The organism is Nonomuraea sp. NPDC049695, from assembly GCF_040674955.1.
In the GTDB taxonomy this organism is placed as follows: Bacteria; Actinomycetota; Actinomycetes; order Streptosporangiales; family Streptosporangiaceae; genus Nonomuraea; species Nonomuraea helvata.
The window spans coordinates 20,363-41,909 of sequence record NZ_JBFANV010000046.1 but is presented as its reverse complement, the minus strand read 5'-3'; the positions used below and the strand labels follow the sequence as shown (position 1 = coordinate 41,909).

The following is a 21,547-nucleotide window of genomic DNA, read 5'->3' as shown; positions in this document are numbered from 1 at the left end:
AGGTCGCTCTCCTTGGCTCAAGGTCTCAGGGTTGAAACCTACCGCGCGCAACCCCGTCACGCTCGGACGATTCTGTTGCACGATTCGACCAACGAGAACTCCACCTCATCGAGTTCCCGGTCCTCGCGCTGGGCGTTGACGACGGCCACGGCGGCGAGCTGGACGGTGAGCGCCCGGGCGGGCAGATCGAGCCGCCGCCACGGGTCGTCGCCCGCGCCGAGCGCGGGCCCGCCGGAGGCCAGGTACGCCCCCAGGAAGCGTTCCCAGACGGCCGGGTCCAGCAGCCCCGCGGCGTACCAGGCGGCCGGTCTGGCCAGGTCCCACGCCGGATCGCCGACGCCGAGGTCGTCCACGTCGATGAGCAGCCAGCGGTCGCGGTGGACGAGCTGGCCCAGGTGCCAGTCGCCGTGCGTGAGCAGCGCGGGCAGCGGGTCCGGCTCGGGGAGCTCCTTGAAGGTCCGCCTGATGAGCTGCTCGACGGGGCCGTCGCCGGTCATCCGGTCCACCGCCCTGGCGGCCCGCGCGGGCCCTCCGGCGGCGGGCAGGGCCGGCAGCAGCGTGAGGGGGACGGCGTGCAGCCCGGCCAGCAGCCTGGCCCCCTCCTCCCACGGCGCGGAGTCCGGGTCGTCCTGCGCGACCGGGCGGCCCGCCGGCCACACCGTCACCGCGCGGCCCGCCACCGACAGCACCTCGGGCTCCAGCGGGGCCAGCATCACGCCGCTCACCGCGGCCGACGCGGCGGCGCGCAGCCGGATCCGTAACGACTCCACGTCGTCACGCGCGGAGTGCGCCTTGACCACGACCTCGCCCCTGCGTACCACCACGACATCCGTGCGCGTCGGATGTAACACGGGCTCGCCCGCGCCACCGTACGCCGCGGCGACCCCCGCCAGATCGTCCTCGAGTCCCACTCGTACAGACTAGGGCGCATGAGAGTAGGTTTCGCAGTGCCCCAGTCAGGCCCGTGGGCCACCCCCGAGAACATGCGCCGCGTCGCCACGCGGGCGGAGGAGCTCGGTTACCACGAGCTGTGGACGTTTCAGCGCCTCATGTACCCGGTCGGGCATCCGATGGGGCCGACGTACCGCAGCGTGCACGACCCGCTCATCACGCTGGCCCACCTCGCGGGCGTGACGAGCCGGATCCGGCTGGGCGTGGCGGTCATCAACGCCTACGTGCAGCCGGTGGTGCTGGCCAAGCAGCTGGCGACCCTGCAGACGGTCTCGGACGGCCGGTTGACGGCGGGGCTCGGGCTGGGCTGGCTGCCGGAGGAGTTCGAGGCCGCGGGCGTGGGCATGGAGCGACGGGGGGCCAGGGCCGAGGAGTTCGTCGAGGTGCTGCGCAAGGCGTGGACCGACGACGTGGTCGAGCACAGCGGCGAGTTCTACCGCGTGCCGGCCTCCCACATCGACCCCAAGCCGCTGCCCGGCCCGCCGCCGATCCTGCTCGGCGGCACCGCCGAGGTCGCGCTGCGCCGCGCCGGGCGGCTGGCCGACGGATGGGTGAGCTCCAGCAGGGAGGACCTGGCCGCGATCGCCGGGCGAGTGGAGCTGATCAAGGCGACGCTGGCGGAGGAGGGCCGGGACGCGGCCGCGTTCCGCTATGTGGTCCGCGGCGTCACGCGGCCTGGGGCGGACGACGACCGGCCGCTGTCGGGCTCGTACGAGAAGATCAGGCGCGACGTGGACGACCTGGCTGCCGCCGGTGTGACGGACGTCTTCCACGACCCCAGCTTCGACCCCGACTTCGTCACGCTCGACGCCAAGGAGGCGATGCGCCGGGCCGAGGAGGCGCTGGAGGCCCTGGCCCCCTAGCCCCAGCCGCCGTACGGGACCGTGATGATCTCCAGGTTGTGACCGTTCGGATCGTCCCAGTAGAGCCCGCGGCCGCCGTCATGAGTGTTGATCCGCCCCGGCTTGTCATGGCCCGGATCCGCCCAGTACGTCAGGCCGCGGCTCTTGATCCGGTCCCAGATCTGGTCGAACTCCTCCTCACTGACCAGGAACGCGTAATGCTGCGGCACCACGGTCCCGTCCGTCTGGAGGACGTCGAGCGAGACGTCGTTGCCGAGCGTGACGACGCGGAACGGCCCGAACACCGGCGCCGGCTCCAGGCCGAGCACGTCCACGAGGAACGCGGCGGTCTCCTCCCTGTCCCTCGCGTGCACGATGGTGTGGTTCAGCTGAACGGGCATGCCTTCACGTTATGCCAGCCCTTCCGTCATGTCAGCGCGACATGCAGTGAGCCGATGCCGTTGATGAAGTTCGACGGCAGCCAGGTCACCGGGCCGGTCACCTCGATGGCCCGCACGCTCGCGCGCAGCTCGGCCAGCAGGGCGGCGATCTCCGCGCGGGCGAGCTGGGCGCCCAGGCAGAAGTGCGGGCCGTAGCCGAACGTCAGGTGCCGGTTCGGCTTCCTGCCCACGTCGAACCGGTCCGGGTCGTCGAAGACGGCCTCGTCCCTGTTGGCGGAGGCGGTCCACAGCGCCACCACGTCACCGGCCGCGATCCGCCGCCCGGCCAGCTCGGCGTCCCGCGTGGCGACCCTGCCGACGTGCGCCGCCGGGGTGGTCCAGCGCAGGATCTCCTCGACGGCCGTGCCGACCAGCTCGGGGTCCTCGCGCAGGCGCGCCCATTGCCCGTCGTACGTGGCCAGCGCCAGCACGCCACCGGCCATCGCCAGGCGGGCGGTCTCGTCGCCGCCGATGATGAGGTTGTAGCAGTTGAGCAGCACCTCATCCTCGGTGAGTCCGCCGGCCACGAGCAGGCTGATGACGTCGTCGCCCGGGGCCGCCCTGCGCTCGGCGGCCAGGCGGGTGTAGTAGAGCAGGATCTCGCTCTGGGCGATCCTGGCGGCCATCCCGGCGCCGCTGCCGTCGCCCTCGCCGAGCATGGCCTCGTTCGTCAGCTCCAGGACGCGCTGCCGGTCCTGCTCCGGCACGCCCAGGAGCTCGCAGATCGCGCGGAGCGGCACCTGGGCGGCCACCTCGGCCACGAAGTCGCCGCCACCGCGCCGTACCAGCGCGCCGAGCAGCTCGCGGGTGGCGGCGGTGATGGAGCGCGTGACGGGGCCGAGGGTACGGGGGCCGAAACCGGGCGTCAGCAGCCGGCGCAGGCGGGTGTGTGCCGGGCCGTCGGTGACGACCAGCATCCTGCCCGCGCCCGGGTCGTGGCCGCGCAGGAGGGTGCGGAGCATGTTGCCCTGCAGCGAGGTGAACGTGGCGGGGTCGCGCACGACGCGCAGGACGTCCTCGTGGCGGGTGACGCTCCAGAACCGCTCGTGCCTGCGCACCGGGTCGTTGGCGCGCAGCCAGCGCCAGACGGGGGTCAGGTCGTGGGCGGCGTGGAGTCGAGGGTCGAGGAGGTCCAGCTCGTCGATCCGGGCGGTGTCGGGCGCGGGTCTCATTGCTCCAGCTCGTCGAGGAGGTCGCCGAGGGGGTCGTCGTCCTCGGGGTTCAGGGCTCTCGCGATGATCTCGTTCAGGGTGTGCTCGCGGAGGAACGTCTCGATGGGGAGGTCGAGGCCGAAGCGGTCGCGCAGCTCGCTGACCAGGAAGACGGCCGTGAGGGAGTCGCCGCCGACGGCGAAGTACGTCCTGTCCAGGTCGGACGGGGCGGACAGGGCCAGGGTGGTCATGAACAGCTCGCTCACCGCCGTGGCCCGGTCCTCGGCGCGGTCCTCCGGCTGCGGCTCGGGGGCGGTGGGCTGGGGGCTCAGGGTGAGCGCGCCGTGGCTGTCTCCCGCGAAGGGGTACGTGGGGAGGTGGACCCGCCGCCCGGCCGAGGGCCAGCCGACCTCCCGTCCCGCCACCCAGGCCTCGCCCAGCGGATCCTTCACCGGAGCCGAGGTCCCGGTCGGAGCCGAGGTCAGGGCCTCCAGGGCGGCGGCGGCCTCCTCGTGGGTGGCGGCGACCACATAGGCGCGCGCGTCGAACGCGGCTCTGCCGTGGGCCAGGGTGTGGGCGACGTCGGCCAGCGGCGGCGCGCCGGGCTCGCGCAGCGCGGCCGCCAGGCGCTGGGCCGCGGTGGAGAGCTGGGCCTGGGTGCGCGCGGAAAGCGGCAGCACCACGGCGGACGTGCCCGGCTCGGGCGCCGCTCCGGCGCTCGGGTCGATGCCCTCAAGGGCGCTCTGGCTGGGGACCTCAAGGGTGCTCTGGCTGGGATCCGCAAGGGTGCTCTGGCTGGGGGCCGCAGAGGTGTCCCGATGCGGGGACGTCTCGGGGCGCTGGTAGGAGGGCGTCGGCGAGCGCCGGTCCGAGGGCGGGGCCTCTTCGAGGACGGCGTGGACGTTCGTGCCGCCGATGCCGAGAGACGACACCCCCGCCAGGCGCGCCACCCGGGCGTCCCACTCCCTCGTCTCGGTGAGCAGGTGGAACGGGGTCGCGTCGAGGTCCAGGTCGGGGTGCGGGCGGGTGACGTTCACCGTGGGCACCATCGTGCGATGGGCGAGCATCAACGCGACCTTGATCAGCCCCGCCACGCCGGCCGCCGCGTTCAGGTGGCCGATGTTGGACTTCACGGAGCCGAGCTCGCACCGGGCCCCGGCGAACGCCGCCGCCGCGGCCGCCACCTCGATCCGGTCCCCGAGGTCCGTCCCCGTCCCGTGCGCCTCGAGGAACTGCGCGTCAGCCGGGTCCAGTCCCGCCGCCGCCCACGCCTCGAGGATGGCGGCCGTCTGGCCGTCCACGCCGGGCGCGGTGAAGCCCACCCGGGCGGCGCCGTCGTTGGAGACCGCCGTGCCGCGGATGACCGCGTAGATCTGGTCGCCGTCGGCCTGCGCGTCCTCCAGCCGCCTGAGCACCACCAGCCCGACGCCGTCGCCGCCGACCATGCCCGCCGCCTTCTCGTCGAACGGCCGGCAGCGCCCGTCCGGCGAGTAGATGCCGCCGGGCTCGTACAGGTATCCGCGCGGGTACGGCGAGTCGATCGACACGCCGCCCGCCAGCGCCAGGTCGCACTCGCCGGTCAGCAGCGCCTGCACGGCCACGTGAACGGTGGCCAGAGAGGTCGAGCAGGCGGTGTGCACGGTCATGCTCGGCCCGGTCAGCCCCAGCCGGTACGACAGCCACCCCGCCAGGAACTCCCGGTCCGTGAAGATCCGCACGTGCATGGGCCCGAGCCGGGCGCGCAGCCGCCGGTCGACCTGGGCCGCCACCGAGTGCTCGGTGGGCCCGCCGCCCACGTACACCCCGGTGCCTTCGGGAACGCCGCGCGGGTCGTACCCGGCGTCCTCCAGCGCCGCCCACGCGGTCTCCAGCACCAGCCGGTGCTGCGGGTCCAGCGCGGCCGCCTCCGTGGCGTTGAAGCCGAACAGCTCGTGCTCGAACCGGTCCGCGCCTGCCAGGAACCCCTTGGCCGGCACATATCCGGGGCTGCGCAGCTCCTCGGGGTCCACCCCGGACGCCAGCAGCTCCTCCTCGCCGAAGTCGGCGATCGAGCAGACGCCGTCACGCAGGTTGCGCCAGTATTCGGCGAGATCGCGGGCGCCGGGGAAGCGGCCGCTCATCCCCACGATGGCCACCGCCGGTGCGTCGGTCATTCTGTTCTGCCTTTCCGATCGTTCCTGCGCGCTGCCATCCGCTCCCGCCTGCCCTGTCCGCGCCGCCGGGACTCGTCGTGGTCCGCCTGCCCGGGGCCGTCCAGGCGGGCGGCCAGGGCGGCGACCGTGGGGTGCCTGAACAGGTCCACCAGCTTGAGCCCGCCGTCGTGGCCGCGCTCGCGCAGGGCCGCCAGGACGGCGAGCAGCCTGATCGAGTTGCCGCCCAGGTCGAAGAAGTTGTCCTGCGTGCCGATCCTGGTCAGGCCGAGCACCTCCGCCCACACCTCCGCCAGCCGCCGCTCGGTCGCGGTCTCCGGGGCGACGTACGGGCGGTCCAGGTCGGGGCGGGTGAGCGGGGGATCGGGCAGGCGGGACCTGTCCACCTTGCCGGAGGTGCTGAGTGGCAGCTCGTCCAGGAAGACCACGAGGTCGGGGACCATGTAGCCGGGCAGCCGCTCGCCCAGCCAGGCCCGCAGCTCCCCAGCGGCCGGGACCGGGGCCTGCGCCGGGACCGCGTACACCGCCAGCCGGTCGCCGCGTACGGCCGCCGCCGCGACCGAGACGCCCGGGTGCGCGGCCAGGACCGTCTCGATCTCTCCCAGCTCGACGCGGAACCCTCTCAGCTTGACCTGCGTGTCCACCCGCCCGAGGTAGGACAGGACGCCGCCCGCGTCGTACCTGCCGAGGTCGCCCGTGCGGTACATGCGCTCGCCCGGCTCGCCGAACGGGTTCGCGACGAAGCGCTCCGCCGTCAGGCCGGGACGGTTGGCGTACCCGCGGGCCATACTCGCGCCCGCCAGGTAGATCTCGCCCACGACGCCGGCGGGCACCGGGCGCAGCCGCTCGTCCAGCACGTACGCGCGCGCGTTCGCCACCGGACGCCCGATCACCACCGGCTCGCCGGGCACGAGGTCGGCCGTGGTGGCGTACACCGTGTTCTCGCTCGGCCCGTACGCGTCCACCACCCGCCGCGACGGCGTCGCCCAGCGCTCGACCAGCTCGGCCGGGCACGCTTCGCCGCCGATCGCCAGCGTGCGCAGGTCGGGGAGCGCATCGGGCGGGCACGGCAGCGACATGGCGGCCGACGGGGGCAGGAAGACGTAGGTGATGCGGGAGTCGCGCAGCCGGGCGTACAGGTCCTCGCCGAGCCGCTCGCACTCGGCCGCCACGTGCAGCTCGGCCCCGGCCACGAAGGCGAAGAACAGGTCGGACACGGCCACGTCGAACCCGAACGACACGTACTGCAGCACCCGGTCGTCCCCGGTCACGGGGAACTGGGGGCGTACGGCGGTGGCCAGGTTGAGCAGGGCGCGGTGCTCGACGGCCACGCCCTTGGGGGTGCCGGTGGAGCCGGAGGTGTAGAGGATGTAGGCCGTGTCGCTGAGGGTGGGCTCCGACGTGGTCACGGGCCCGATCGAGGGCGCCTCCTCGTCCGGGCGCATCACCGGGACGCCCAGGTCTCTGGGCTCCGCGGCGATCAGCAGGCGGACCCCGGCGTCGGCGACCATGAACCTCAGCCGGGCGTCCGGATGGCCGGGGTCGAGCGGGACGTACGCGCCGCCCGCCCGCAGCACCCCGAGGGCCGCCACCGCCATGTCGGCGCCCCTGGGCAGGCAGAGCCCCACCGGGACCTCCGGCCCCACGCCGACCGCGCGCAGTGTGGCGGCCAGGCCGTCCGCCCGCTCCATCAGGTCGCGGTACGTGAGCGAGGCCGGGCCGTACACCAGCGCCGTCGCGTCAGGGCGTTCGAGCGCGCGCTCGGCCACCAGGTCGGGGACCAGGCGGCCGCCGGTGGGGGTCGCGGTGCGGTTCCAGTCGCCGAGCACCAGGCGGCGGTTCTCGGTCGAGAGGAGGTCGACGGCCGTGATGGGCAGATCCGGCCGGTCGAGCAGGCCGTCCACGAGCGTGGCGAAGGCACGGGCCCAGTGGCGTACGGTGCCGGGCGCGAACAGGTCGGCGCGGTAGACGAAGTGGGCGGCCAGGCGGTCCGCGTCGCGCTCGACGGTCAGGAGCAGGTCGAACTTGGCCTCGCTCAGCAGCAGCTCGACGCGCTCCGTGACGGCGCCGGGCAGGTCGAGCCGCAGGCCGGCGTCGTCCTCGAAGGCCAGCATCACCTGGACGAGCGGGTCGTGGCTGAGCTCCCTGCCGGGCGCCACGGCCTGGACGACCGCCTCGAACGGGGCCTCCTGGTGCGGGTGGCCGGCCACGAAGCGGTCGCGTACCCGGGTGAGCAGGTCGAGGAAGGACGGGTCGCCCGACAGGTCCGTGCGGACGGCGAGGGTGTTGGCCAGCAGGCCGACCAGGTCCTGGACGTCGGGGTGGTCGCGGCCTGAGACGGGCGTGGCCACGACGAGGTCCCGCTGTCCCGAGATCCTGGCCAGGAACGCGGCGAAGGCCGCGAACAGCGCCATGAACGGCGTCGCGTTCCGCTCGGCGGCCACCTTCGCCAGGCGCTCCCGCGTGTCCGCAGGCAGCTCGACCCGCTCGACGCCCCCGGCGGTGGACTGCACGGCGGGGCGGGGACGGTCGGTGGGGAGCGCGGGGGTCGTGGGCGCGTCCCTGAGCGACTCCGCCCAGAACGCGACGGCGTCGTCGAGCGCGTGGGAGTCCAGCCGCTCCCGCTGCCAGACCGCGTAGTCGGGGTACTGCAGCGGCGCTTCGCCGCCGCTCGTGCCGGGCGTCCCCTGCGGCGCGGTCAGGCCGCGGTAGGCGTCGGCGACGTCCCGGAGGAGGACGCGCAGGGACCAGCCGTCGCACACCAGGTGGTGGGCGGTCAGCAGGACGCGGTGGCTGCCGTCGTCCAGCGCGTACACGACGCACCGCAGCAGCGGCCCCGCCGCCACGTCGAACGGCGTCGCCGCCTCCGCCACCATCGACGCGTACGCCTCGGCCACGGGCACGTCCCGTTCGACCCGTAGTGCGGCCTTCGCTCCTTCGGCGACCACCTGCACGTACTGCCCGTCGTGCGGCCGGAACACGGTGCGCAGCGACTCGTGCCGGGCGACCGCCGCGTCCAGGCTCGCCCCGAAGGCCGTCACGTCGAAGGGGCCGCGCACGGCGAAGGCCACGGGCACGTTGTACTGGGCCGTGCCGGGGTTGAGCTGGTCCAGCACCAGCATCCTGGCCTGCGCGGGCGACACGGGGAACTCGTACTCAACCGGCACCATCAGAACTCCCGCAGGATCGGATCGACGACACTGGCGATCTCGGCGGCGGGCCCCGGCCGGAGCAGGTCGCTGTGCCCGCAGTCGAGATCGTGGACGCGTACGCGCGCCGGCGCCCAGCGCTCGGACTTGACCGCCGAGGACACGCCGCCGGGCTGGGCGGAGGCCGAGAAGAGCAGCACCGTCCCGTCGAAGGGCGGCGGCCGGTACGTGACCGCCAGCCGGAGATGCCCGGTCACCGTGTCGGCCACGGCGGACAGCCGCCCGTCGTCCAGCCCCGACAGCGGGCCCTCGCTGTCGCGCACCGCCGCGAACACGCGGTCCCGCTCCAGGCGCCCCGGCTGGGCGTAGGGGTGCAGCGTGCGGGTGCGCAGCAGGATGGTCAGCGCCTCCTGCTCGAGCGCATCGGGATCCGCCGTGAAGCCGACCGGCCACGGGAAGGCGTCGAGCGAGGCCACCAGCCCCACCTCCTGCCCGGACTCCCGCAGGCAGGCGGCCATCTCGTACGCGAGCAGGCCGCCGAAGGAGTGCCCGAGCAGCAGGTAAGGACCCTCGGGGCGGACGGCCCTGACTCGCGTCAGGTAGTCCTCGGCCAGCTCCCGCATGCTCCCAGGAAGCGTCCAGCCGCCCCCGAGCGCCGGCGACTGCAGGGAGTGGACCGGGCGGCCGGGCGCCAGATGGGGGAGCAGCGCGGTGTACGACCAGCCGATGCCCCGGCCGGGATGCACGCAGAACAGCGGTGGCCGCTCGCCCTCCCGCCGGAGCGTCAGCAGCGGCGACAGGTCCAGCTCGGGCGCCGCCCTGTCCAGCCGCACGGCCAGTCCGGCGGGGGTGGGCGCCTCGAACAGGGCGGCGATGCTCGTACGGATGCCCAGCCTGGACTCGACGGCCGCCGTGAGGCGCATGGCGAGCAGCGAGTCGCCGCCGGAGTCGAAGAAGTCGGAGTCCGCGCCCACCACTTCCGTGCCCAGGACCTCGGCGAACAGCTCGCACAGCTCCTTCTCGCGCGGCGTCGCCGGCTCCCTGGCGGCCGGGGCGGTGAGCGCCGGGTCGGGCAGGGCGGCGCGGTCCACCTTGCCGTGCGGGGTGAGCGGGAGCCGGTCGAGAGCGACGTACCGGTCGGGCAGGAGGTGCTGGGGCAGCCGGGCGGCGGCGTGCTCCCGCACCCGCTCCAGCGCGCCGCCGCGAGCCAGGACGAGGTAGGCGGCCAGCCGCTTCCCGGCACCTGAAGCGCCCGAGACGGCGACGACCACGGCGCGGTCCACGTCCGGGGAGCTCTCCAGGACGGACTCCACCTCGCCGGGCTCGATCCGGTAGCCGCGGATCTTCACCTGCCCGTCGGCCCGCCCCGCGAACTCGAGCTCCCCGTCGAACGTCCACCGCGCCAGGTCACCGGTCCGGTACATCCGGCTGCCCGGGTCCCCGAAGGGGTCCGCCACGAACCGCTCCGCCGTCCGTCCCGGATGGCCGAGGTAGCCGCGGGCCAGTCCGGTGCCCGCGACGTACAGCTCCCCGGCCACGCCGATGGGGGCGGGGCGAAGGCGCGCGTCCAGGACGTACACGCGGGTGCCGTCGAGCGGGCGCCCGATCGGCACGGCGTCGCCGCCCCAGCCGGAGGGCACCGGGTGGCTGGTGGCGAACGTGGTGGTCTCCGTGGGGCCGTACCCGTTGACGACCCGCACGCCCCGCGCCGACACCCGCCGCACCGTGTCCGGCGGCAGCACGTCGCCCCCGGCCCACACCTCGCCCACCGAGGCGAGCGCGTCGGGCGCCAGGTCGGCCACGGCGCGGAACAGCTCGGCCGTCAGCCACACCGCGCTGAGCCGCCCCCGCCTGATCGTGTCCGGCTGGAGCGGGCCCGGCGGGGCGATGACGACCGTGCCGCCGTTCAGCAGCGGCGCCCACAGCTCGTACGTGGCCGCGTCGAACGTGTGCGGGCTGTGCAGCAGCACCCGGCGGTGGGCGGCGAAGCGCCGGTCGGAGGCGAGTTCGAGGATGTTCGCGTGGGTGACGACGACGCCCTTGGGGGTGCCGGTGGAGCCGGAGGTGTACATGACGTAGGCCGCCGAGCGCGGATCGAGCCGTCTGGGCGTGAAGCGGTCCTCGCCCGCCTCCAGCCCGGTCAGGACGGTCTTCGCGCCGCTGTCCTCCAGCAGCCACGCCAGCCGCGCCTGGGGCTGCCCCGGGTCCAGCGGGACGTAGCAGCCGCCCGCCTTCAGCACGGCGAGCTGGGCCACCACCAGGTCGGGCGAGCGCTCCATGAGCAGCGCGACCGGCGTCTCCGGCGCCACGTCCAGCCCGGCCGCGACCCGGTCGGACCACGCGTCCAGCTCGGCGTAGGTGAGGGTGTGCCCGCCGTGCTCGACCGCCACCGCGTCCGGCGTGCGGGCCGCCTGCTCCGCGAACCGCTCCGGCACCGACCCGGCCGTCACGTGCCCGGCGGCGTGCTGGGTTACTGGTCGCTCCGTGTCGTTCCAGGCCACCAGCAGCCGGTGCGACTCCTCCTCCGGCAGCAGGTCACCCGTGCCGCCGCCGGCGAGCACCTCGAACGCCCTGACCAGCCGGGCCGCGACGGCCTCCGTCTCGGCCCTGGACAGCAGCTCCGCCCGGTAGCCGAGACGCAGCCAGAGCCGCTCGCCCGCGACCACCGTGACCGTGAGCGGGTAGTGGGTGGCGTCCCTGACCCCGGTCAGCCGCAGGCCGGGCGCGTCCAGGCCGTCGCGGGGGAAGTTCTCGAAGGCCAGCAGGGTGTCGAACAGCTCGCCGGTGCCGCGCTGCACGTCCGCGAGCCGTACGTGATGGAACGCCGTGAGCCTGGCCTGCTCGTCCTGCAGGCGGGTGAGCAGGTCGCGCTCGCGGGTCCTGACCCGTACCGGCACGGCGTTGATGAACAGGCCCGCCATCGACTCCACGCCCGCCACCTCGGGCGGGCGGCCGGACACCACCGCCCCGAACACCACGTCCTCGCGCCCGGTCAGCCGACCGAGCACCAGCCCCCACGCCGCCTGCACCAGCGTGTTCACGGTCACGCCCGCGTGGCGGGCCCGCTCGCGCACGGCGTCGCTCAGCTCGCGCGTCAGCTCCAGCTCCACCGTCTCCTGCCGCAGGCTCGCCGCACCGGAGCCGGGCCTGAGCAGGGTCGGCCCCGGCAGGCCCGCGAGCGACTCGCGCCACGCCCGCGCGGCCCGCTCGCCGTCCTGGGCGCGCAGCCAGGCCAGATAGTCCCGGTACGGGGGCACGGGCGGCAGCGCGCCCTCGCCCGCGTACAGCGCGGCCAGCTCCCTGGCCAGGATCGGCATCGACCAGCCGTCCACCAGGATGTGGTGCATGGTCAGCACCAGCTCCGTCCGCCGGACCAGGGTGGCGCGGACCAGCGGCGGCCTGGTGACGTCGAACGGCCTCAGCAGGTCGGCCTCCAGCATGCGCTCCAGCTCGGCGTCCGACGGCGGGTCCACCTCCGTCCACGGCAGCCGCACCCGGTGCGGGACGAGCTGCACCGGATGGTCGAGGCCCTTGTGGCGGAAGCAGGCGCGCAGGTTCGGGTGGCGGGCGAGCAGGGCCTCCACCGCCGCGCGCAGCCTCGCCGGGTCCGCCTCGCCGTCGAGGGTGAATCTGGTCTGGATGACGTACGCGTCGCCGCCGCCGTACAGGGCGTGGAAGAGCAGGCCCTCCTGCGCGGGGGTGAGCGGCAGGACGTCGGCCAGCCTGGCGCTCACCAGTCGCCGTCCAGGTCAGCCTCGAGCTCGTCGATCTGGCTCTGCGACAGCTCGACCAGCGGGAAGTCGGAGCTGGTCGCGCCGCCCTCGCCCGCCTGGCCCACGAGCTCGGCCAGCGCGTCGAACCAGAGCCCGGCCAGCTTCTCCACCCGCTCCTCGCCGACGGCGTCGGCGGCGTACGACCAGCTCGCCACCAGCCGTCCCGCGTGCGCGACGGTGTCCAGCTCGATCGCGTACGCCATGGGCGCGTCCGGCATGCCGACCAGCTCGCCGTCGAACCTGCCCAGGTAGTTGAAGCGCAGGTCGGCAGCAGGAAGCTCGGCCAGTTCCCGGGCGGTGCCCGGGTTGAGGTGGCGCAGCAGGCCGTAGCCGAGGCCGCCCGAGGGGACCGCGCGCAGCCGCTCCTTGGTCCGCTTGAGCGCCTCGGACGGGGAGCCGGTGGCGTCCAGCCTGACCGGGTACTGGGTGGTGAACCAGCCGACCGTGCCGGTGATGTCGACGTCGTCCGAGGGCGCCTCGCGGCCGTGTCCCTCGAGGTCCACGAGGACGCTCGTGCCGCCGCGCCACCTCGTCACGGCGCTGGCCAGGGCGGTGAGCAGCACGTCGTCGGGGCCGCAGCGGAAGGCGGCGGGCAGGCCGGTGAGTGCCTGCTCGGTGAGGTCGGGCGGGAGCGTCCTGGTGAGCGTGGCACGCGGCCCGCCCCGTCCGTGCCGGCCGGGTGCGATCCCGGCCTCGTCCCCCGAGATCAGCCGCCGCCACACCGGCAGCTCCGCCTCCACCCGCTCCGGCCGGACAGCCTCGGCGGCCAGCAGCCGCGCCCAGCCCGCGAACGACGTGCCCACGGGCTCGGGCAGCTCCTCGTCCCGCAGGAGGGCGGTCAGCTCGGGGCCCAGGATGCGCCAGGAGACGCCGTCCACGGCCAGGTGGTGCGCGGTGACCAGCAGCCGGTCGGGCTCGAGCCAGGTGGCGGCGAGCATCTGCCCCCGCTCAGGATCGAGCGGCGGCGCCGACTCGGTGCCCGCGCGCCTGAAGAGCACCTCCACCGGCTCGTCCGGGGGCGGCACCTCCAGCTCCCAGTCGGTGTCGGAGTGCCGCAGCAGGCGCATGCGCAGGGCGGCGTGCCGCCGGGCCAGCGTCCGCAGCGCCGCCCTGATCCGCTCCTCGCCGGTCCCCTCGGGCACGGACAGCAGCAGGGACTGGGTGAACGTGTCGAGCGGACCGCCGTGCTCGCGCCACCAGTGCATGATCGGCGTCAGCGGGAACCTGCCCACCGGGGAGTCCGCGACCGCCCGTGTGGTGCTCCGCGCCACCGCCGCCAGCGCGGCCGGGGTCCTGGCGATGAACACCTCGCGCGGTGTGCAGCTCATCCCCGCCGCCCTGGCGCGGCTGACGAGCTGGATGGCGGCGATGCTGTCGCCGCCCAGCCGGAAGAAGTCGTCGTCCGGCCCCACGGGCGTGCCGAGCAGCTCGGCGAACAGCTCGCACAGCGCCGCCTCGCGTTCGGTGGCAGGCTCGCGCGGGGCCTCCGGCCGGAAGGAGGGCGCGGGCAGCGCGGCGCGGTCCAGCTTGCCCTGCGGCGTGATCGGCAACGCGTCCAGCACCACGAATTCGCCCGGCACCATGTGCACGGGCAGCGCGGCCACGGCATGGGCGAGCACGGCGGCGGTGTCGCACGAGGCGCCCGTGCGGGGGACGAGGTAGGCGACGAGGCGGCCGTCGCGGAGCGCCACCGCGGCCCGCGCGACGGACCCGTGGCGGGCCAGCACCGCCTCGATCTCGGCCGGTTCCACACGTACGCCGCGCACCTTCACCTGGTCGTCCGCGCGGCCGAGGAACTGGATCTGGCCGTCGGGCCGCAGGTGCACCAGGTCGCCGGTGCGGTACATGCGCTCCCCGGGCGCGCCGAACGGGTCGGCCACGAAGCGCTCCGCACTGAGCCCCGGCCGGTTCAGGTAGCCGCGGGCCACGCCGACGCCCGCGATGTACAGCTCCCCGGGCACCCCGACGGGCACCGGGCGCAGCCGGGCGTCCAGGACGTACAGGCGGGTGTTGGCGAGAGGACGCCCGATCGGCGGGAGGGTGCCGTCGGCGGCCAGCGGGTCGCTCACGGTGGCGGCCACCGTGATCTCCGTCGGCCCGTACGCGTTCCAGAAGCGGGTGCCCGCCCACGCCGCCACCAGCTCCGGCGGGCACACGTCGGCGCCCGCGGCCAGCCCGCGCAGGGCGGGATAGCTGCCGGGCGGCACGCTGGCCAGCACGGCCGGAGGGATCAGCGCGAACGTGACCCGCCGCTCCCGCAGCACCTCACCCAGCTCGGCGCCCACCAGCGGCCCGTCCGGCGGGACGACGAGCGTGCCGCCGGAGCCGAACGCCATGCAGAGCTCGGCCACCGAGATGTCGAACGCCGCCGGCGCGAGCTGGAGGACGCGGCTGTCGCCGTCCAGCTCGAAGGCGCCCACCAGCGAGTGGGCCAGGCTCGCGACGCCCGCGTGCCCGACCACGACGCCCTTGGGGCGGCCGGTGGAGCCGGAGGTGTACATCACGTACGCGGGACTCAGCGGCTCCAGATCAGCAAACTTCTCAACGAATCCGGCGGCACCCGGCGGGATGCGCTCGATCTCCAGCTCCGGCAGCACGTCAGGCGGCGCGATCAGCAGCGTGGCCCCCGCGTCCTCGACCAGGTACGCGCTGCGCTCGGCCGGATGGTCGAGGTCGAGCGGCAGGTACGCGCCACCGGCGCGCTGCACCGCGAGCATCGCCACCACCAGGTCCACGGACCGCCCGAGACCCAGAGCCACCACCCGCTCGGGCCCCACGCCGCGCTCCCGCAGCGCCCCGGCCAGCCCGTCGACCCGTTCCAGCAGCTCCCGATAGGTGAGCCGCTCGTCGTCCGACTCCACGGCCACGGCGTGCGGCGTCCGCTCGGCCCCGCGGACCACCAGCTCGGGCAGGCTCGCGTACGGCAGCTCGACGGCGGCGCCCTCAAGGTACTCGACGCGCAGCCGCGCCATCGTGGCCGCCGCCACCGGCGCGTCAGGCGCGGACACCAGCGAGCCGAGCAGCGTCGTGAAGGCGTCCGCCCACTCGCGCACGACCTCGGGCTCGTACAGGTCGGTGCGGATCTCCAGGCTCGCCTCGAACCCGTCCTCGCCGTCGCGCACGATCCCGATCAGGTCGTGCTCCCCGCCGGTGTGCACGCGCTCGGGGTCGGCGATCTCGCGCAGCCTGGCCACGCTCTCCTGGCGCGGCAGGTGCATGAACACCCACTGGAACAGCGGTGACCGCCCGGCCACCCGCTCCGGGTCCACGGCCTGGACGACCCTGCCCACCGGGACGTCGGCGTTCGCGAGCACCTGGGGGAACTCGGCGGTGAAACGGGACAGCAGGTCCGCGAACGTCGTGTCGCCGCCGACGCGCCAGCGGATCGGGGCCGTGTTCATGACGTACCCGATGACGCGTTCCAGGCCCTTGGCGGACCTGTTGGCCACGGGGGTGCCCGTGATCAGGTCGGGCTCGCCGCTCAGCCGGTGCGCGAACACCGCGAACGCCGTCATCAGCACGCCGTACACCGTGGCCCCGCGCTCCCTGGCGAGTGCGCGCACGGCGGCCTCAGTGGCCGCGTCGATGCGGAAGGCGATCTGCTCGACCCCGAAGTCGCCGCTCGGCGCGTTCTTGAGTGGGCCGACGGTCAAGGGGCGGGGCGGTTCCGCCAGGTAGCCGCGCCACCAGTCGAGCTGCGCGTCGAACACCCCGGCCGCCGCCAGCTCACGCTGCCATCCGGCGAAGTCGGCGTACTGGGTGTCCGGGCGGCGCAGCCGCGTCGGGACGCGGTCGCGGACGGCGCGGTAGGCCTCGGTGAGCTCGCCGTGCAGCACGTCGAACGACCACCAGTCGGTCGCGATGTGGTGCAGCGCCAGCACCAGCGTGGAGCGCGTGCCGTCCACGGTGATGAACTGGCCCCGGATCAGCCGCCCGCCGTCGAGGTCGAACGTGCGGCGGCTGAAGGCGTGCAGCGCCTCCCGCAGGCTCACGCCCGTGCCGCGCAGGTCCAGCCGCTCCAGCTTGAACGGCTCCGCGGCCGGGAAGTCCACGCGCAGGTCGCCGACCTCGCCCGTGATCCGCATCCGCAGGCTGTCGTGCTGCTCCTGCACGATGGTCAGCGCCGCCTCCAGATCGGCCGGGTCGACCGGGGCGTCGAAGTGGTACGAGCAGCACAGGTTGAGCGCGGCCGTGTCCGGATAGAGCGACTCGTACACCCAGAGGTCCTCCTGGGCGGGGCTGAGCCGTACGGGCTGGGCCGGGTCGCGCGGAGGCACGATGTCGGGGATCGCGTCGAGCTTGCCCGCCTGGACGAGGCGGCGCAGCAGCTCCACCCGGCGCTCGCCCCCGAGCGCGGCGAACCGGTCGGCGGTCGTGCTCACAGGCTCGCCAGCCTTTCCAGCCCGGCGAGCACCTCGTCGGCGCCGAGCCCGAAGTCCACGAAGCAGGCCACCTCGTCGCAGCCCAGGTCGGCCAGGTCGGCCAGGTTCTTGCGGCACGTCTCCGCCGAGCCCAGCAGGCTGCCCCAGCTCAGGTAGCGCTGGAAGGCGAACTCCGTGAGCGTGTCGAGCTGCGCCGGTGTGAGCGCCTCTGCCCTCTTGTCCTTGTTGGCGGCGGTCTGGGCCACGTACGACTTGAGGTACGCCTTGAGCGGCCCGCCCGCCCGCTCCCTGGCCTGCTCGTCGGTGGCGCCCACGTACGTGTGGGCCATGAGCGTGACGGTGCCCCTGGGCGGGCTGCCGTCCTGATCAGGGGCCTCCTCGTAGGCCTTGCGGTAGAGGCGGATCTTCTCGGCCAGCTCCTCGCGGGTCTGGCCGATGGTGGCGCCGAGGACGTTCGTGCGCATCCGCCCGGCCGCCTCCCACGTCTGCGGGCTGCCCGAGGTGGTGGTCCACAGAGGCAGGGCGGGGGAGTACGGGCGCGGCTGCGACGTCACCGCCACCCGCCGGCCCGTGCCGTCGGTGAACTCCACCGCCTCGCCCGCCCACAGGCGGCGCAGCAGCCCGATGTCGCGGAACGCCCGCGCGCGCCGGTCCTCGAAGGCGTCCGGGGCGAGCACGAAGTCCTTGGAGTGCCAGCCGGTCGCCACCGAGACGCCGACGCGGCCGCGTGACAGGTTGTCCACCAGGGCCCAGTCCTCGGCGACGCGCAGCGGATGGTGGAGGGGGAGCACGAGGCTGCCCGCCCGTACGTGGATGCGCTCGGTGGCCACGGCGAGCGCGGCGCTGAGCACGGCCGGGTTCGGGAAGACCTGCCCGACCTGCTGGAAGTGGCGCTCCGGGGTCCAGACGGCGGTGAAGCCGAGCCGGTCGGCGGCCCGGGTGATCGCCAGGATGTCATCGTATTTGGCGGCATGACCGGCTTCGCCGGTCGGGCCGGCGGCGTCCGCGTCGTCGGCGCCGAAGAACATCACACTGAGGTCCATGGACGTGCTCCTCAACGGTGGCGGATGCGCGGGGTTCTGGGGATGCGTTCGATGCCGGGCCGGGGCGCCTGCTCCAGGGCGGCCTGGTCGAGTGCGACGGCCAGCTCGGCGACGGTCGGGGCGGAGAAGAGCTGAGCGGCGGTGGCGGGCAGGCCCTGGCTCGCCAGCCGCGCGGCGACCCGCACGGCGCTCAGCGAGTTCCCGCCGAGCGCGAAGAACCCGTCGTCGAGCCCGACCGCCTGCGCGCCCAGCACGTCGGCCCAGACGTCCGCGATCCGCCGCTCCAGGTCGGTACGCGGCCACCGCCGCGACGGAGGCTCCACCGTACGGCCTGCCGCCGGAGACGCGTCGGCGGCCGGCGGCTCCATCGCGGCCTGCGGTAACTCCGGCACCGCGATCGTCGAGACGGGCGCGTCCGGGGCCGCCGCCATGGCGTCCAGCACCCGCACCAGCGCGCCGGCCAGCCACTCCATCACGGCCCTGTCGAAGGCGGCCACGCGGTACTCGACGGTCACGGCGATCCCCGCGGGAGTGCCGTCACGGCCGTAGTCGTCCGTCACGTCGACCAGCAGCTCGAACCGGGCCGCGCCGGTCCTGACCACCTCGACCCGCGACTCGGCGCCGGGCAGGTCCAGCTCGGCCCGCGCGTTGTTCTGCAGCGCCAGCACGACGTCCACGAGCGGGTGCCGCCCCGGGTGGCGCGCCGGGTTGAGGTCCTGCACGACCCGCTCGAACGGCACCTCCTGGTGGGCGAACGCCTCCAGGTCCGTCTCGCGCACCCGCGCCACCAGCTCGCCGGCGTCCGGATCGCCCGACAGGTCGGTACGCAGCACCAGCAGGTTGACGAAGAACCCGACCAGATCCCCCACGGAGTCGCTGGACCGCCCGGCGACCGGCGCCCCGATGGGCAGGTCGGTTCCCGCGCCGGCCCGGTTGAGCACGACGGCGAGGGCCGCTTGGAGCACCATGAAGAGCGTGGCCCCGCGCTGCCTGCCCAGCTCCACCAGCCGCCCGTGCAGCTCCGGGCCGACCAGCCTGACCACCGTGTCGGCCGCCCCCGCCGTCTCGGCCGTCTTCGCCGGGCCCGCCGCCCTGCGTGGCAGCGGGAGCCGTTCGGGCAGGCCCTTCAGCGTCTCGCGCCAGTAGGCGAGCTCGGAGGCGGTCAGCGCGTCCACGCGTTCGCGCTGCCGCACCGCGTGGTCGGCGTACCGGGTCGGGAGGGGCGGCAGCTCGGCGCGCGTCCCTTCGAGCCGGGCCGCGTAGCAGCGTGACAGGTCGCGCATGAACGGCGGCAGCGACCATCCGTCGGTGGCGATGTGGTGCATGACCAGCAGCAGCGCGTGCTCGTCCGGCCCGGTGGTGAACAGCACGGAGTGGATCGGCAGCTCGGCGGCCAGGTCGAAGCGGTGCCCGGCCGCCTCGGCCACGCGCGCGTCCAGCTCGGCGGCCGGGACCTCGACGGCGCTGAAGCCGGGCCTGGCCTCCTCAGCCGGCAGCACCCGCTGGGCGGGCTCGCCGTCGTGGACGGTGAAGACGGTACGCAGCGCCTCGTGCCTGGCCACCACGTCCTCCAGCGCGCCGCGCAGAGCCGCAGCGTCCACCGGGCCGTGCAGCCGTACCAGCATGGGCATGTTGTAGGCCACGCCCGCGTCGATCTGGTCGAGGAACCAGAGGCGGCGCTGCGCGAACGACAGCGGCAGCGCGGCCTCCTCCGCGGGCTCCTTCGCGGGCGGGGCCACGGGTTCGGCCCGCTCCCCGGCCTGCCGCCTGACGTGCTCGGCGATGGCCGCCACGGTGGGCGTCTCGAACAGGGTCCTGACGCCCACCTCGGCTCCCAGCTCGGCGTGGATCCTGCTGAGCAGCCTGGCCACCGTCAGCGAGTCGCCGCCCAGCGCGAAGAAGTCGTCGTCCACGCCGACCCTGGGCACCTTGAGCACCTCGGCGAACAGCTCACATAACGCCTTCTCGGCCTCGTCGCGCGCCGCTCCGGAGCCGCCCTGCTCGTGCGCCGGCGCGGGCAGCCGGGACCTGTCCAGCTTCCCGCTCGGCGTCAGGGGCAGCCCTGGCAGCACGACGAACGCCGACGGCACCATGAACTCCGGCAGCACGGCCGTCGCGTAGGCACGCAGCGCCTCGACGTCCACGGGCTCGTGCCACGGCGTCCCGTCGTCGTGGACCCGTGTGCGTGCGCCTGGGAGACCGGGCTGATCGGCGGGCGCCGCCACCACGTACGCGACCAGCCGCTTCTCGCCGGGTGTGTCCTCCCTGGCCACCACGCCGGCCCGGGCCACGGACGGATGGCGCGCCAGCACGTCCGCCACCTCGGCGGGCTCGACCCGGAACCCCCGGATCTTCACCTGCTCGTCCGCCCGCCCCGCGTACCGCAGGACGCCGCCCGAGAGCCGCACGAGATCGCCCGTCCGGTACATCCGGGTGCCCGGGTCCCCGAAGGGATCCGCCACGAACCGCTCGGCCGTCAGCCCCGGCTGCCCCAGGTAGCCCAGGGCCAGGCCGTCCCCGGCCGCGTACAGCTCGCCGACCTCCCCGTCCGGGACCGGCCGCAGCCGCTCGTCCAGCACGTACACGCGCTTGCCCGCCAGCGGCGTGCCGATGGGCACCGGCCCGTCCACGGAGGCGATCGGGTGCGTCGTCATGAAGATCATGCCTTCGACCGGGCCGTACCCGTTGCTCAGCCGCAGGCCGGGGCAGCGCTCGAGGGCGCGTCTGACGTGCTCGGGCGACGGCGCCTCGCCGCCCACGATCAGGTGCCGCAGGCCGTCGAGCGTCTGCGGGCACTCGTCCACGATCACGCTGAACAGGCTGCTCGACAGGTACATGCACGTGACCCGGTGCTCGGCGGCCAGCCGCGCCATCACCAGCGGGTCGGTCCGCTGCCCGGGAAGCAGCACGCAGGTGCCGCCCGACAGCAGCGGCCCCCACAGCTCCAGCGCGAACGCGTCCCACGACACCGGCGAGCACTGCAGCCACACCGCGTCGAACGGCACGTACTCCTGCCCCGTCACCGTCGCCACGATCGCCCGGTGCGGCGCGGCGACCCCCTTGGGCCGTCCGGTGGAGCCGGAGGTGAACATCACGCACGCGACGCCGTTGTGCCGGGCCGGGTGGGGGAGCCGTTCGACGCCCTCGGGGGAGAGGACCGCGGCGGCGCCCGCGTCCTCGACCATGCCGCGCAGCCGCTCCTCGGGGAAGTCCGGGTCGAGCACCAGATAGCCGGCACCGCGCTTCAGCACGGCCAGCAGCGCGACCACCAGGCCGGGGCCGCGCTCCATGCGGACCCCGACCAGGGTGCCCGGCGGCACGTCGAGACCGTCCGCGAGCGCCGAGGACCGCGCGTCCAGCTCGGCGTAGGTCAGCCGCTCCGCGCCGCAGACCAGCGCCGTCCTGCCGGGCGTCCGCGCCGCCTGCCGGGCGAAGACCTCATGGATCGGATGGCTCATTCGGAGGCCCGAACGAGGCCGGCCGGGCGCATGTCCGTCCAGTGCGTCTCGATGTACTCCAGGCACGCGGCACGGGAGCTCGACGGCAGGGCCACCCGCCAGCCCGCGGGCACGTCGATGTCGGCCGGCCAGAGCGAGTGCTGGTTCTCACCGTTCACCAGCACCAGGTAGAGGCCGTTCTCGTCCTCGAACGGATTGGTGGTCATGG

General features: G+C 74.5%; 11 protein-coding genes. 1 reads left to right on the top strand and 10 read right to left on the bottom strand.

Annotated elements, in window-relative coordinates; genetic code table 11:
• Positions 1-56: 56 nt before the first annotated feature.
• Positions 57-911, bottom strand: coding sequence for a phosphotransferase (locus AB0J64_RS32865; protein ID WP_364035547.1), 855 nt, complete (start codon positions 909-911; stop codon positions 57-59).
• Positions 912-929: 18 nt separating this feature from the next.
• On the opposite strand from AB0J64_RS32865, the gene AB0J64_RS32860 reads away from it, so the two are divergent.
• On the top strand, positions 930-1,814 hold the full coding sequence (locus AB0J64_RS32860) for a TIGR03619 family F420-dependent LLM class oxidoreductase (protein ID WP_364035544.1): 885 nt from the start codon (positions 930-932) through the stop codon (positions 1,812-1,814).
• Here AB0J64_RS32860 and AB0J64_RS32855 read toward each other — a convergent pair.
• From AB0J64_RS32855 to AB0J64_RS32815, 9 genes are read right to left on the bottom strand one after another with little or no spacing between them, the layout of a single operon-like run.
• Positions 1,811-2,194 (bottom strand): VOC family protein, encoded by a 384-nt coding sequence (locus AB0J64_RS32855; RefSeq protein ID WP_344984853.1) that lies wholly within the window; start codon positions 2,192-2,194, stop codon positions 1,811-1,813. The two genes, AB0J64_RS32860 and AB0J64_RS32855, sit on opposite strands and share 4 nt — an antisense overlap.
• Positions 2,195-2,220: 26 nt before the next feature.
• Positions 2,221-3,405, bottom strand: coding sequence for a cytochrome P450 (locus AB0J64_RS32850; protein WP_364035541.1), 1,185 nt, complete (start codon positions 3,403-3,405; stop codon positions 2,221-2,223).
• On the bottom strand, positions 3,402-5,537 hold the full coding sequence (locus AB0J64_RS32845) for a beta-ketoacyl synthase N-terminal-like domain-containing protein (protein ID WP_364035538.1): 2,136 nt from the start codon (positions 5,535-5,537) through the stop codon (positions 3,402-3,404). Before AB0J64_RS32845 ends, AB0J64_RS32850 begins: the two co-directional genes overlap by 4 nt.
• Entirely contained in the window at positions 5,534-8,704 is a 3,171-nt protein-coding gene (locus tag AB0J64_RS32840) for an amino acid adenylation domain-containing protein (RefSeq protein WP_364035535.1), read from the bottom strand. The genes AB0J64_RS32845 and AB0J64_RS32840 overlap by 4 nt, the downstream gene beginning before the upstream one ends.
• The gene (locus AB0J64_RS32835) at positions 8,704-12,417 is read right to left on the bottom strand and encodes an amino acid adenylation domain-containing protein (protein ID WP_364035532.1); all 3,714 of its coding nucleotides are present in this window, start codon (positions 12,415-12,417) and stop codon (positions 8,704-8,706) included. Before AB0J64_RS32835 ends, AB0J64_RS32840 begins: the two co-directional genes overlap by 1 nt.
• On the bottom strand, positions 12,414-16,838 hold the full coding sequence (locus tag AB0J64_RS32830) for an amino acid adenylation domain-containing protein (RefSeq protein WP_364035529.1): 4,425 nt from the start codon (positions 16,836-16,838) through the stop codon (positions 12,414-12,416). Before AB0J64_RS32830 ends, AB0J64_RS32835 begins: the two co-directional genes overlap by 4 nt.
• On the bottom strand, positions 16,835-17,881 hold the full coding sequence (locus AB0J64_RS32825; protein ID WP_364035526.1) for a MupA/Atu3671 family FMN-dependent luciferase-like monooxygenase: 1,047 nt from the start codon (positions 17,879-17,881) through the stop codon (positions 16,835-16,837). Before AB0J64_RS32825 ends, AB0J64_RS32830 begins: the two co-directional genes overlap by 4 nt.
• Positions 17,882-17,892: 11 nt before the next feature.
• Positions 17,893-21,339, bottom strand: a complete 3,447-nt coding sequence (locus tag AB0J64_RS32820; protein WP_364035523.1) for a condensation domain-containing protein — start codon at positions 21,337-21,339, stop codon at positions 17,893-17,895.
• Positions 21,336-21,545 (bottom strand): MbtH family protein, encoded by a 210-nt coding sequence (locus tag AB0J64_RS32815; RefSeq protein ID WP_364035520.1) that lies wholly within the window; start codon positions 21,543-21,545, stop codon positions 21,336-21,338. Before AB0J64_RS32815 ends, AB0J64_RS32820 begins: the two co-directional genes overlap by 4 nt.
• Positions 21,546-21,547 lie beyond the last annotated feature (2 nt).